Origin of the sequence: Bacillus sp. JJ1521 (assembly GCF_036965165.1) — a bacterium.
Taxonomy (GTDB): Bacteria; Bacillota; Bacilli; order Bacillales; family Bacillaceae_L; genus Ferdinandcohnia.
Map to the genome: position 1 here is coordinate 17882 of NZ_JBALOX010000001.1, position 14221 is coordinate 32102.

The 14221-nt window shown below is 38.3% G+C and carries 11 protein-coding genes; 7 read left to right on the forward strand and 4 right to left on the reverse strand.

Going from position 1 to position 14221, the window contains the following annotated elements; translation table 11 throughout:
* Positions 1 to 41 precede the first annotated feature (41 nt).
* Positions 42 to 1238 carry a multidrug efflux MFS transporter NorA gene (norA, locus tag V7147_RS00105; protein ID WP_335365829.1) on the forward strand — a complete coding sequence of 399 codons (1197 nt, stop codon included), beginning with the start codon at positions 42 to 44 and terminating at the stop codon, positions 1236 to 1238.
* A gap of 72 nt (positions 1239 to 1310) precedes the next feature.
* Here norA and V7147_RS00110 read toward each other — a convergent pair whose 3' ends face one another.
* Together V7147_RS00110 and V7147_RS00115 are read right to left on the reverse strand one after the other, a co-directional pair.
* Positions 1311 to 3539 (reverse strand): YhgE/Pip domain-containing protein, encoded by a 2229-nt coding sequence (locus tag V7147_RS00110; protein WP_335365830.1) that lies wholly within the window; start codon positions 3537 to 3539, stop codon positions 1311 to 1313.
* Positions 3540 to 3634: 95 nt separating this feature from the next.
* Positions 3635 to 4207: a TetR/AcrR family transcriptional regulator gene (locus tag V7147_RS00115; RefSeq protein WP_335365831.1), complete on the reverse strand. Its 573-nt coding sequence runs from the start codon at positions 4205 to 4207 to the stop codon at positions 3635 to 3637.
* Positions 4208 to 4628: 421 nt separating this feature from the next.
* Here V7147_RS00115 and V7147_RS00120 point away from each other — a divergent pair, with 421 nt between their 5' ends.
* The 6 genes from V7147_RS00120 (at position 4629) to V7147_RS00145 (ending at position 12208) form a co-directional block, all read left to right on the forward strand.
* A complete protein-coding gene (locus V7147_RS00120; protein ID WP_335365832.1) occupies positions 4629 to 5930 on the forward strand; it encodes an ABC transporter substrate-binding protein in 1302 nt (433 codons plus the stop codon).
* Positions 5931 to 6045: 115 nt separating this feature from the next.
* A complete protein-coding gene (locus tag V7147_RS00125; protein ID WP_335365833.1) occupies positions 6046 to 6906 on the forward strand; it encodes a carbohydrate ABC transporter permease in 861 nt (286 codons plus the stop codon).
* On the forward strand, positions 6906 to 7727 hold the full coding sequence (locus tag V7147_RS00130; RefSeq protein ID WP_335365834.1) for a carbohydrate ABC transporter permease: 822 nt from the start codon (positions 6906 to 6908) through the stop codon (positions 7725 to 7727). The genes V7147_RS00125 and V7147_RS00130 overlap by 1 nt, the downstream gene beginning before the upstream one ends.
* A gap of 64 nt (positions 7728 to 7791) precedes the next feature.
* Complete coding sequence (locus tag V7147_RS00135) at positions 7792 to 8811, forward strand: LacI family DNA-binding transcriptional regulator (RefSeq protein ID WP_335365835.1); 1020 nt, start codon at positions 7792 to 7794, stop codon at positions 8809 to 8811.
* A gap of 17 nt (positions 8812 to 8828) precedes the next feature.
* Positions 8829 to 10514, forward strand: a complete 1686-nt coding sequence (locus V7147_RS00140; RefSeq protein WP_335365836.1) for a glycoside hydrolase family 13 protein — start codon at positions 8829 to 8831, stop codon at positions 10512 to 10514.
* 32 nt (positions 10515 to 10546) lie between these two features.
* Positions 10547 to 12208: a glycoside hydrolase family 13 protein gene (locus V7147_RS00145; RefSeq protein ID WP_438824519.1), complete on the forward strand. Its 1662-nt coding sequence runs from the start codon at positions 10547 to 10549 to the stop codon at positions 12206 to 12208.
* Positions 12209 to 12471: 263 nt separating this feature from the next.
* Here the strand turns inward: V7147_RS00145 and V7147_RS00150 are convergent, their stop codons facing one another.
* On the reverse strand, positions 12472 to 13494 hold the full coding sequence (locus V7147_RS00150) for a DUF3231 family protein (protein WP_335365838.1): 1023 nt from the start codon (positions 13492 to 13494) through the stop codon (positions 12472 to 12474).
* A gap of 120 nt (positions 13495 to 13614) precedes the next feature.
* Positions 13615 to 13935: an ABC transporter permease subunit gene (locus V7147_RS00155; protein ID WP_438824520.1), complete on the reverse strand. Its 321-nt coding sequence runs from the start codon at positions 13933 to 13935 to the stop codon at positions 13615 to 13617.
* Between the last annotated feature and the right edge of the window lie 286 nt (positions 13936 to 14221).

Sequence of the window (14221 nt, forward strand, 5' to 3'; positions counted from 1 at the left end):
AATCGGTTTGAGATATACGTTTTGTTAAGGAGAACAAACAGATGAAAAGTTATAAGGTCACCTTAGGATTATTACTAATGAATTTATTCATCGCCTTTTTGGGAATTGGCCTTGTTATTCCTGTCTTGCCCACGCTAATGAATGAGTTGGGTTTAACTGGAACAACAGTTGGTTATTTAACAGCTGCGTTCGCAATTGCCCAATTGATTGTTTCCCCATTGGCAGGTAAAGCGGTCGATAAAATAGGCAGAAAAATTATGATTGTACTTGGCTTATTTATTTTCGGTCTTTCCGAATTTTTATTTGGAATTGGCAAAGAAATTGAGATGTTATTTATTTCTCGTGTTTTAGGTGGAATTAGCGCAGCATTTATTATGCCAGCTGTTACAGCTTTTATTGCCGATATTACTAATTTAGATACGCGTCCGAAAGCACTCGGCTATATGTCAGCTGCAATAAGCACAGGATTTATTATCGGTCCAGGTATAGGCGGATTTTTAGCTGAATTTGGAACACGGATCCCCTTTTACTTTGCTGGTGGACTCGGTACACTTGCAGCGATACTTTCAATTGTTTTATTATCTGAACCAGAACGTGCAAAAGAAAACAATGAACAATCCTCAGAAGAAAAGAGCGGGTTCAAACGAATTTTTGCACCTAAATATTTCGTTGCGTTTATATTAATTTTTATTGCCTCATTTGGTTTGGCTGCTTTTGAATCGTTCTTTAGTCTGTTTGTAGACCACAAATTTCAATTTAAACCATCCGATATAGCCATCGTTATCACAGGTGGGGCAATTTTTGGGGCGGTGTCACAAGTCGTTCTATTTGATAAGCTAACTCGAATTTGGGGTGAAATTAAACTGATTCGATATAGCTTAGTGTTATCAGCTTTACTTGTCTTTTTGATGACTGTTGTGCATTCGTATTTTTCTATATTACTTGTTACATTTATTGTTTTTGTGGGATTTGATTTATTCCGACCTGCTGTTACCTCATATCTTTCAAATATTGCCGGAAATGAACAAGGTTTCGCCGGTGGAATGAACTCGATGTTTACGAGCTTAGCAAACGTTAGTGGACCTATTCTTGGAGGGATCCTATTTGATATAGATATTAACTACCCTTATTATTTTGCGACGGTGATACTAGTGCTAGGGATTGTATTAACATTTTTCTGGAAAAAGCCGGCGGATGAAAGCTCTACTAAAGTGAAGGTTAGAGTAACTGCTGAATAATTTGATGGTGTTGATCCAAGGATAGATTCAAAAAAGCTAGGGACCAACCATCCCTAGCTTTTCTCATACATTTTAATTCATTTCAACCTGTACCTTTTGTTTTTTCATTTTCACTGTAAAATACCCAATTGTAATCGCCATGAAAGCTACCATATAGCTTAAGAGAATTAAGTTGTTGTGCCACATGTAGGCAAAGTCACCACTTGAGATGACGGCCTTAAACGATTGAACTGAATATGTCATTGGCAACAAGGCATTGATTGGTTGCATTGCATTTGGAATTAACTCAAGTGGGAATGTACCAGCACTTGTTGTTAATTGTAAAATTAAAATCACAATCGCAATGAAACGACCTGGGTCACCCATCATCGTCACAAGCATTTGAATTAAGGCTAAAAAGACAAAGCTAGTTATCAATGAAGTGACAAAGAATAACGGAATACTTGCGACCTCGATTTTTAAACCTTCTAGTAAAATGACATCAACTAGAGCTGCCTGGATGACGCCGACAATTGCTAATACACCGAATTTACTAAAGAACCAGTGGAACGCATTTTTTGGTTGAACAGCAGGTTCTTTAAGCTTAAACACAATTGACATAAGCAGCGCGCCAACAAATAAACCAAGTGAGATAAAATATGGCGCAAATCCTGTTCCATAGTTAGGTACTGTGTTAATTTCTTGTTTTTTAACCGTAACAGGGTCACCCATCATATCATAGGTTTCGTCATTCGCTTCAACAGAATTTGCTTGTTTAGCACCTTCTGCTAGTTTCTCAGCAAGTTCAGTTGAACCGTCAGCAAGTTGAACGGTTCCTTCTTCTAATTCCTTCGAGCCTTCCGCAAGTTGTCCGGCTCCATCTTGCAATTGACCTGCGCCGTTTGTTAATTGACCCATACCAGTTGTTAAATCATGGGCACCATTGTTAAGTGCGACAGAGCCATTATATAATTTGCCAATTCCTTGTTGTAAACTGATTTGTCCTTCGTTAACCTGTTGAATTCCAGTAAGTAGTCGGTTAAAGGAAGGGCTAGTTTTTGATATCAATTGATCTTCTAAGCCAGCTGTTGCCGCACCAAATTGTTGATGTAGACCCGTTTTAAATTGGCTAAAGCCTTGATCCAATCCATTGGCTATTCCGGTCGAGATGCTTGGTTCAAGCTGTTGAGTTAATTGCTGTTCAAGCTGCTTTTGTAGCTGTTCTTTAGTTGGCTGGTCTTTAGATACTTCACTAATAATATAAGGAACTTGTGCTTCGTTTATTATTTCTTTTTTGACTAAAGTCTCTAATAGCTCTCCAGTTTTTTCTGTTTGAGATGCAATCATTTGGTCTGCCAATTTTTCAGACAGATTGGCTGCAATCCCATTTGTGAGTTGAGTTGATAGGCCGGTGCTAAGTTTTGCTTCAAGCTCATCAATGCCTTCGTCAACTTTACCAACACTTTCGTTAAGCTGAGCGGTTATGCCTTCAGCAATTTGCTTTGGAAGCTCATCCTTCATAAGGGCAACCCCGTCTTGGACCTGCGAAGTACCATCTACTAATGAAGGAAGTTTTTCATTAACCTCGCCTAGACCAGCTTTTACTTGGTCCGTTGCAGAAGTAAGGTCTGTTGCACCTGATGCTGCTTTTTCAACCCCATTCGTAAATTCAATTGATTTTGAAGCTAAAACGGATAGATTTTCTTCTAATCTTTTTGATCCGTCATGTACTTTCGCAATTCCGTCAGCAAGTTGTTCAGATCCGTCACTAGCTTGAGTTAGACCGTCTGCTACGTTTTGAACCTTGTCAAACATGGTTTCTGCATAAGTAGCAGTGACGTTCTTTGAAATTTCAGCCTTGATTTTTTCGACCGCTGTTTCCCCAATTTGAGATGATAAAAAGTTCGTGCTTTCATTTGGCACATATTTTAGTTCTAATTTTTGCGGATGGCTATCTAATAAAGTAGTCGCATTCGTTGAAAAATCTTCAGGAATCTCAACTAATAAGTAATAATCCCTGTTTTCAAGCCCCTTATATCCATCATTCTTTGACACAATATGAAAATCAAAGGTGGCGTTCTCAGAAAGTTTATCGGTTAACTCTTTTCCAAGCTGTAATTCGTCCCCATCAAAATCTGCTCCTAGATCCTCGTTTACAATCGCGACCGGTAAATCCTCCATATGGTCATATGGATCCCAAAATGCCCATAGGAACATTCCGGCATAAAGGACCGGTACAAAGGCAACTGCTAAAATGGGTATAAGAACTTTTCGATTGAAAAGGATATTTTTTAATTCTGCAAAAAAGGATGATCCCTTCATAAAATTACCTCCAATTAAATTAATGACCGTTTCATTCATTTGGTCATTTTCGACCAAATAAGATGGGTACTCAAGTGAGAGGACCCGTGGCATGTTTATTTTTCTAGTCCATTGAAAAAATACAGCTTAAATAAATTTGAGATTTCTTCTTTTTCTAATGGTTTGTGATTCCGTTCCCAGTCGAAAATTAACGAAACATACAGCTTTAACATTACAAAGGCTGTGATTTCCGGGTTGCAGGGCTTGATTTCATCACGGTCGATGGCTTCTTGAATGATGCCCTTCATATAGTTAATGATTGCCTGCTCGACTCGCTGTACGACCTCGACAACTGCTTGTGTCCCAATATCTCTTTCTTCCTGAAAAAGCTTGATCGTTAATTGATGAGACTTACGAAACTCTAGCAATCGAAAAAGTACCCGATGGGCATTTTCATAAAAAGTACTATTTTTATCCATTGCTTCTTCGGCTACAACTTTCATGTCCCGTATCAGTGTGCTGGTGATCTCATCGAATAGCTCTTCTTTATTTTTAAAAAATGTATAAATCGTGCCCTTTCCGACATTCGCAAGCTTTGCAACTTGATCCATTGTCGTAGCTTTGTACCCGAATAAAGAGAATGATTTTGTCGCAGCCTCTATAATGAGTTGTCTTCTATCAATCGCCACCTTCAATCACCCCATTGTTTATATTTTGACCAAATGAGGAATTCAGTCATTTAATTAACAATGAGAAATATATCATATCAAAAAGACCATTTCAAGTAGCCTTAAAATAATTTTTTAATGAGAAGAATTCAAATAAACTATGAAAACGATTAAATTTTATTCTTGAAATTATTTTTTGCCCATGCTAATATAAATCTTGTAAGAGGAATGCAACCGTTTGCGCAAAGTTGCGCAAAGTCATAAAACCATATAAAACGTAATAGTACCAATGTTATATATTTATTGGGCGTGATAGAAACGTACAATAAATAGTATGTAAATATTCTTAATTTTGACGAAAACGTCAAAAATTATGCAATCGGTTTCCTAAACCAGTGCAACGGTTCCTTCCTTTCAAAAATGAACAAATGGGGGTTTTACCATGAAAGCAAAGAAACTAATTCCTACAGTAATGACACTCTTATTGCTTATAAGTGTTGCTTTAGTAGGATGTTCTTCAAAAGATGAAGGTTCAAGTAAAAGTGAAAACGGTTCAAAAACAACCGTTGATATCTTCCAATTCAAAGTGGAATTTAAAGATCAATTCGAAGCAGTTGCAAAGCAATACGAAGAAGCTCATGACGGTGTTAAGATCAACATCACAACTGTTGGTGGTGGAGAAGATTACGGTGCAGCCCTTCGTTCAAAATTTGCTTCAGGTGAAGAGCCAACAATTTATAATATTGGTGGACCTCAGGATGTTGCAGACTGGGTTGACAGCTTAGCAGATCTTTCTGACACTGCTGCTGCTGGCGCTGCATTGGAAGGCACTCTCGAAGGTGTTTCTCAAGATGGAAAAGTTTTAGGACTTCCTTTTAACCAAGAAGGTTATGGATTAATTTACAATACAGCAGTATTTGAAGAAGCAGGAATCAATCCAGATGAAATCACAACGTTTGCTGCTTTAGAAGAAGCTGTTAAAACATTAGACAGCAAGAAAAAGGAATTAGGTTTAGACGCAGTGTTTGCCCTACCTGGTAAAGAAAAGTGGGTAACTGGTTTACACTTATCAAATGCATTCTTATCCCCTGAATTTGAAGGAAATGTATTAGGAACATTTGATGCTAAATCAGTTGATTTTAAATATGGTGATGCATTTAAGAAGGTTTTAGATTTACAAAATGAGTATTCTGTTCAACCAACAGTAAGCTTAGACTATGCAATGCAAGTAGAAGAATTGTTCTCTACTGGTCGTGTTGCAATGATCCAGCAAGGTAACTGGGTATATGGTTCAATTGCAGGTATCGATGAAGATCTTGCGAACAACGGTGTAAGTATTTTACCAATCCCTGTTGAAGGCTACAAAGAAGACGCCATCCCTGTTGGTATCCCAATGTACTGGGCTGTAAACAGCAAGAAAGATGATGCAGAAGTAAAAGCTGCAAAAGACTTCTTAGATTGGTTATACACTTCAGAAGAAGGTAAAACAGCTGTATTAGAAGACTTTAAATTCATCCCTGCATATGTAGGGTTTGACGCTTCAAAAGTTTCTGATCCACTAGGTAAAGCAGTGTATGAGTATTCAACTGAAGGAAGAACAATTCCTTGGGTATTTATGGGCTACCCAACTGGTTGGGGAGAACAACAGCTTGGTGTTAATATTCAAAAATACATCAGCGACCAAATGAGCTGGGATGACCTAGTGAAGGAATCTCAAAAAGCTTGGGAAGACTCAAGAAAATAATAGATTGACCTAACAATAGAAAACAAGGCAGCGTGTGGTTGCTTTGTTTTCTTTTTAACAAAAGCTTTGACACACATAATGTTTCGGGACTTCGATCAATTGGAGGTAGTTTACTATGCGAAACCGAAATCTATGGTATTGGTTATTTTTAGCCCCAACCTTACTTGCACTTGGAGTTGTTGTAATCGTACCATTAATTTTTGGAACTTATTACTCTTTTACAAACTGGAATGGAATCAAAATTACCGAGTTTGTTGGGCTTGAACATTACCAAAAACTAATTCAGGATAAAGAATTCATGAACTCCCTATGGTTTACCGTAAAATTCTCAGTCGTTTCTATTTTCCTGATTAATTTTTTCGGACTTTCATTAGCTTTATTAGTTACGCAAAAACTTAAAACAAACAATATTTTACGTACCATCTTTTTTATGCCGAACTTAATTGGAGGTCTAATCCTCGGGTTCATTTGGCAATTTATTTTCATGAAGGTATTTGCGAGCATTGGAGATTTAACTGGTATTGCCGCTTTTAAAGGATGGTTATCAACAGATACTACAGGCTTTTGGGCATTGGTTATTCTCATGAGCTGGCAAATGGCGGGATATATCATGATTATCTATATTTCCTACTTGGAAAGTGTTCCACAGGAATTATTAGAGGCAGCGGAAATCGACGGTGCGAACAGCTTCCAGCGTTTTAAAAATGTCACTTTCCCTCTTGTTGCACCAGCATTTACAGTAAGTTTGTTTTTAACCCTATCTAACACATTTAAGCTTTATGACCAAAACCTGAGTTTAACAGGCGGAGGTCCTTATAATTCAACACAAATGGTGGCAATGGAGATTTTTAAAACAGCGTTCTCAGTCAATCAGTATGCTTATGGACAGGCAAAAGCAATTATTTTCTTCATAATCGTGGCCGCGATTTCGTTAACACAGGTTTACATTAATAAGAAACGGGAGGTCGAGATGTAATGAAAAGTAAAAAAAGAAAATTATATTTGCTTGAAATTCTAGGAATTGTTCTTGGCCTACTTTGGCTCTCCCCTTTCTATTTAATGATTGTAAACTCGTTTAAAACAAAGCGTGAGATTTTTACAGATACCTTAAAGTTACCGGATGTTTTTACATTTGATAACTATGTTCAAGCATTTGAAGAGCTTGATTTTATTCGAACATTCTTTAATTCCGTACTGATTACAGTTCTAGGTGTTGTGGTGATTATTCTTTTTTCATCAATGGCAGCATATGCATTAAATCGTCGCAAAGGAAAAACAAGTGGTTTGATTTTATTCCTGTTTATCGCAGCCATGCTCATTCCATTCCAATCCGTCATGATTCCGCTCGTATCCCTATTTGGTAAAATGGACTTACTAAACCGTTTTGGAATTATTTTTATGTACCTTGGCTTTGGTAGTAGTTTATCTATTTTCTTATATCATGGTTCCTTACAAGGAATTTCGAAATCATTAGATGAAGCAGCCACTATTGATGGTGCGAATCGATGGCAAATTTTCTGGCACATCATTTTTCCGATGTTAAAGCCAATTACAGTGACAGTCGCCATTTTAAATATTATTTGGATTTGGAATGACTATTTATTACCATCCCTTGTGATTAACCAAGAAGGAATGCACACGATTCCATTGAAGATGTTCTTCTTCTTTGGTCAATATACGAAACAATGGCATTTAGCTCTTGCTGGATTAACGATTGCGATTATTCCAGTGATTCTCGTGTACTTCTTCATGCAAAAGCACATTATCAAGGGGATTGCAGAGGGTTCTGTAAAATAAAACTGGATAACCAAGGGGATTTAACCCCTTTCATATAGAACTTAGGTTTTTGGAGGGTTGTTGAATGGCAATTACAATCAAAGAAGTTGCAAAAGAGGCAAATGTATCGCCTTCCACTGTCTCAAGGGTCATTGCAGATAACCCTCGAATTAGTGAAGAAACGAAAAAACGCGTACGAGAAGCGATGGAAAAGCTAGGATATCACCCTAATTTCCAGGCGCGTAGCTTAGCGGTAAAAAGCACAGAAACAATTGGGATCGTGACGCCATTTTCAGCTTCACATGTCCTCCAGGACCCCTTTTTCCCAGAGGTTATTAGAGGAATTAGTGTACAAGCTCGTGAGCATAAGTACGGAATGTATCTTTCAACGGCAGGAACGGAGGATGAAATTTTTGAGGAAGTCGTCGGGATGGTGCAGGGGCGTCGTGTTGATGGCTTGATTCTCCTTTATTCTCGGACGGATGATCGTCTGATTAATTATTTACAGAAGAACGATTTTCCTTTTACAGTCATTGGTCGCCCAGTTTCTAGCGCAGAACGTGTTACCCATGTGGACAATGACAATATTTACATTACGAAGGTCGTAACAGAACACTTGATTGAGTTAGGTCATACAAAAATTGCTTTTGTTGGGTTTGATGGTGACTTTGTGTTTATGCTTGATCGCCTTGAAGGTTATAAACAGGCCCTAAGCGATGCTGGGATGCATTTTAATGAAGACTATCTTGTTCACAAAAGCACACTGCGCGAAGGGATAGGGGCAATTAAATCCTTTTTAAAATCAGTTGAGCCCCCTACTGCATTGGTTTGTACGGATGATTTTATTGCAATTGAGTTGATGAGTCATTTTGAGGAAATGAATATACGGGTGCCTGAGGATGTCTCGATTGCAAGCTTCAACAATGTCCTTCTTGCTGAATATTCAAAGCCTCCCCTCACCTCAGTGGATATTGATATTTTTCAGCTTGGAATGGAAGGTGCAAGCTGTTTACTAGAAAAAATAAAAAATCCGAATGTCCTACCGAAACGGATTACGATACCGGCGAAATTAATCGAACGAAAGTCGTGTGCTCGGATAAAGTAGAAAGTGGGTTGTTGGAAATGGAAAACAGAACCTGGTGGAAAGAAAGTGTTGTGTATCAAATTTACCCAAGAAGCTTTAAGGATACAAATGGCGACGGAATTGGGGATTTACAAGGGATTACGGAAAAGTTGGATTATTTAAAGGATCTTGGCGTTGACGTAATCTGGCTCTCCCCTGTCTATGAGTCACCGAACGATGACAATGGGTATGACATCAGCAACTACCGTGAGATCATGAAGGAATTCGGTACGATGGCAGATTTTGATGAGCTTCTGACGCAAATGCATAATCGTGGGATGAAGCTAATGATGGATTTGGTTGTGAATCACTCGTCCGATGAGCATGAATGGTTCCAGGAATCAAGAAAGTCCAAGGATAGCCCGTACAGAGATTATTATATTTGGCGCCCTGCTAAGGATGGAAAGGAACCGAATAATTGGGAGTCCTTTTTCAGTGGTTCAGCTTGGCAATATGATGAACAAGCTGACGAATATTTTTTACATCTTTTTAGTAAAAAGCAGCCTGATTTGAATTGGGAGAATCCAAAGGTTCGCCACGAGGTCTATGACCTGATGACGTTTTGGCTTGAAAAAGGAATTGATGGCTTCCGCATGGATGTGATCAATTTAATTTCAAAGGAACCTGGATTGCCAGATGGTGAACTTCAAGAAGGAAAAAAATATGCTTCTGGAGCCCCATATTATATGAACGGACCGCGAATTCATGAATTTTTACAGGAAATGAATCAACAAGTTTTATCAAAATACGATATTATGACGGTCGGGGAAATGCCGGGTGTTGATACTGAAGAGGCGCAGGCTTATACAGGAGCAGACCGCAATGAGCTGAACATGGTGTTTCAATTTGAGCATATGGATTTGGACTCAGGTCCGTCAGAAAAATGGGATGTCCGCCCATTGAATTTACTAGACTTAAAACATACTTTTACAAAATGGCAAAAAGGCTTGGAAGGCTCTGGCTGGAATAGCCTGTACTTAAATAATCATGACCAGCCTAGAATGGTGTCTAGGTTTGGGGATGACGGGGAATATTGGCTGGAGTCAGCGAAAATGCTCGCAACGTTTTTGCATATGTTGCAGGGAACTCCATATATATATCAAGGTGAAGAACTCGGGATGGCCAATGTTAAGTTCGATTCTATTGAGGATTACAAGGATATCGAGACCCTTAATATGTATAAGGAAAAAATGGAAGCCGGTATTGACCCAGAACAGATCATGCAATCGATCTACGCAAAGGGAAGAGACAATGCGCGTACACCGATGCAGTGGGATGAAAGTGAAAATGCTGGTTTTACAACAGGCACTCCATGGCTTTCAGTTAACCCTAATTACCTTGAAATTAACGCGGCGAAACAAGTTACGGATTCGAATTCTGTTTTTAGCTATTATAAAAGATTAATTGAATTACGAAAACAGCATGAGATTATGGTGTATGGTACCTATGATTTACTTTTACCAGAGCATCCAACGATTTACGCGTATACTAGAATACTAGGTGATGAAAAACTACTTGTGGTATTAAATTTTTCAAAAGAGAATTCATTATTTGAGCTACCTGAAGAATGTAGCTATAAAACAGAGGAATTATTAATTAGCAATTATGAAGTTGACCGAAATGAGTCAATTGAAAAAATAGAGTTAAAGCCTTTTGAGGCAAGGGTGTATCGGTTAACGATCTGAAGATGTAGAACATGAGAAGAGAGGATTCAAATATGAAGCAAGTATGGTGGAAGGAAGCTGTCGCCTATCAGATTTATCCAAGAAGCTTCATGGATTCAAATGGTGATGGTGTTGGTGATTTAAAGGGAATTATTTCTAAGTTGGATTATGTAAAAGAACTTGGCATTGATGTGATTTGGATTTGTCCTGTCTATAAATCACCAAATGATGATAACGGATATGACATCAGTGATTATCAGGACATTATGGCTGACTTTGGGAATATGGCCGATTTTGATGAGCTTTTAGAGGAAACCCATAAGCGCGGCATGAAGTTGATTATTGATTTGGTCATTAACCATACAAGTGATGAGCATCCTTGGTTTATTGAATCTCGTTCGTCAAAGGACAATCCAAAGCGCGATTGGTATATTTGGTGTGACGGAAAAGACGGAAAAGAACCAAATAACTGGGAAAGCATTTTTAGTGGTCCAGCTTGGGAATTTGATGAGGAAACTGGACAATATTACATGCATATTTTTTCAACGAAACAGCCTGATTTGAATTGGGAAAATAAAGAGGTTCGTGATGAGTTGTTTCAGATGGTCAATTGGTGGCTTGATAAAGGAATCGATGGTTTCCGAGTTGATGCCATCAGCCATATTAAAAAGCTTCCAGGCTTCCCAGATATGCCAAATCCAAAGGGTTTAAAATATGTCCCATCCTATGATGGTCATATGAATCGCCCTGGAATCCAAAAGTTTTTACAGGAATTAAAAGAAGAAACATTTGCGAAATATGACATTATGACCGTTGGCGAAGCAAATGGTGTAAGTGCGGATGATGCCGATGAATGGGTTAGCGAGGAACAAGGAAAGTTCAATATGGTTTTCCAGTTTGAGCACCTAGGACTTTGGGATGTGGAGAAAAGAGAACTGGATGTAGTTAGTCTTAAAAAGGTGCTTACGAGATGGCAAAAAGGACTTGAAAACAAAGGCTGGAATGCATTGTTTATCGAGAACCACGATCAACCCCGTGTAGTTTCAACATGGGGGAATGACCGGGAATTTTGGAAGGAAAGCGCAACGGCTCTTGGCACGATGTATTTCTTCATGCAAGGAACTCCGTTTATTTATCAGGGTCAAGAAATTGGGATGACAAACGTTGAATTCCAGACGATCGATGAGTACAACGATGTTGCGACAAAAAACCTCTATAAGCAAAAGCGCAATGAAGGTGTTTCACACGAGACAATCATGGAGGGAATTTGGGCAACAAGCCGGGATAACTCCCGTACGCCTATGCAATGGTCTAGAGCGGAAAATGCCGGCTTTACAACAGGTCAGCCTTGGATGGGCGTAAACCCAAATTTTGTGGAAATCAACGTCGAAAAGCAATTAGCCGATCAGGATTCCGTTTTGCATTTTTATAAAAAATTGATTGCATTGAAAAAAAGCAATAAGCTTTTCACATATGGTGTGTATGATTTGCTATTAGAGGAAGACCCTCAATTGTATGTGTACACACGAACACTTGGTGATGAGAAAGTGATTGTAGTTACAAACCTGTCTACTGATAATACGGTTTGTCGAGTGCCTGAGGGAGAGTTTAAGCATGATGGGCTGATGCTAGCTAATTATCATGTTGAAGCACACGAGAGTACGGATGAGATTGAATTAAGGCCATATGAAGCGCGAGTGTATCGTTTGGCGTAATTTTGGTTTGGAGAACACTGTCGTTGAGGTGAACGAAGGTATTTGTAAGGTAAGCAACATATTACACAAGGTTTTCCAATTTGATCTTATACTATAAATAACAATCAAGGGCTTAGAGGAATAAAATTTCTAAGCCCTATTTTTTTACAGTAATCCATTCGATTCACCTTTTCATGTAACTCTTCAAAATGTATTGACAGAGGGAAGATCTATCATTTCAAAAAAGTCCTTTTGCTTATGTGCATAAGGACTTTAAATGTGTTTTATAATTGATTCTTCTTCCTTATTAATTTATCTCTATCGGAAGCCATTGGAGGTTGTTCCAACCATCCATTTTTTATCATGATATTCGCTCCATCTTCAGAATACATCTGGACTTCTAGGGATAGCCTGTTATACATTACGGTAATATCACCTCTAGGACTTTGGCTGACGGCTGTACCGTAATAGCCTACGCTTAAAGAAATCAAACCAGATGTCAAGAACATCATCAGTTTATCTGAAAATGTGTGCGTGGTGCTATTTGTAATTTCGGAATCCCACCCCATTGGTGCAGGGAGTTTACTTTCCTCTAGCTTACTCCTAAATAATTTAATATGTTTATTCCCAATTTCTAATCCTTTTAAAAAGAATTGTTTTACATCTTTATTTTGTGCAACCTGACTAAATCCAGTAAGTACAGCAACTCCTAATGCGTTTCGTTGAAGATTCCCAAATAAATTAGCGACTTCAGCCGCCGTTAATGGTCTTTTCTCACCAACCACATCTAAAATAAACCATTGTTTTTTCACAAATTCAACCTTTTCCAAATTAGGTAAGCTGGGTGGCCTGACAAGCAATCCTTTTGACAATAATAGGTCTGTTGAATTTTTATATAATTGCATTGTTTCAGTAAGGCATTCCGAGTAATAGGTTCTAATGTCATCTCTAACAGATGCTGCTACACTACCAGCATATGATGTAAGTCCAATTTTAGCCATTTGGTTAATAAAATTAAGTACAAAACTGTCTGAATAAAGCCTAGGAGCATTTAAGTCAACATCCTCTTTTAGACTAAAACCATATGGAACAACATTTTTTTCTCCCTGTAAAATAGCTGTAATTTTTTGAAGATGTGATTGAGACAAATCTACAGCGAATTTGATGATAGGCTTAATTTCTTCATCCTCAGCTTTTTCTAAAAAATACGAAAGAACACATATGCTTGCGCTATCATTTAAGTATTGAATCCAAAGTTGAGCAATTTCACCTGCTGTTAGCCTGATCTGGCTGCCCTTTTCCTCCATTAGTGACCTCCAAAAAGATATACTATAAACTACAATTCCCATAAATTGTTTATAGTATGTATTTGTTCCATTTGCCGTTTTTGAGAGGTTTAGGGGGGAGGTCTTTTCGTATTTTCACGACTACCCCTTCACTGATCCTGCAAGGAGTCCGCGGACAAAGTATTTGCCGAGGAAGATATAGACGAGCAAGGTTGGAAGAGCGGCAAGTAAGGCTCCCGCCATTTGCACATTCCATTGAACAATTTGGCTCCCTGATAAGTTTTGTAAGGCGACCATGATTGGTTGTTGGTCTGATGTTGTGATCGTAACCGCAAATAAGAATTCATTCCAAATATTTGTGAATTGCCAGATAGCAACGACCACAAATCCTGAAATGGAAAGTGGAACCATAATATATCTAAAAATCCGAAGGAAGCCGGCGCCATCTATATTTGCTGCGATAAGATGACTATCAAGTTCACAAAGTTGATATGGATCACTTTACACTAAATGGAAAACGCGACAAAAAAGTGAAGGTAATAGCAAGAAAATGCAGATAATAAACCCGCACCGCATCTGATACTTGTGCTAATATTCAATATAATCTGATATAAAAGGGAGGCTTAAATAGGAAGCGCTTACAACAGGAAAGTAGTTTGTGATTGATTGAATTAAGAGGCATCAAGGTAGATTTATAAGGGAAGAGGAAGCTGAAATAACTATTAATTTAGATCTTAAAGAAAGGTAG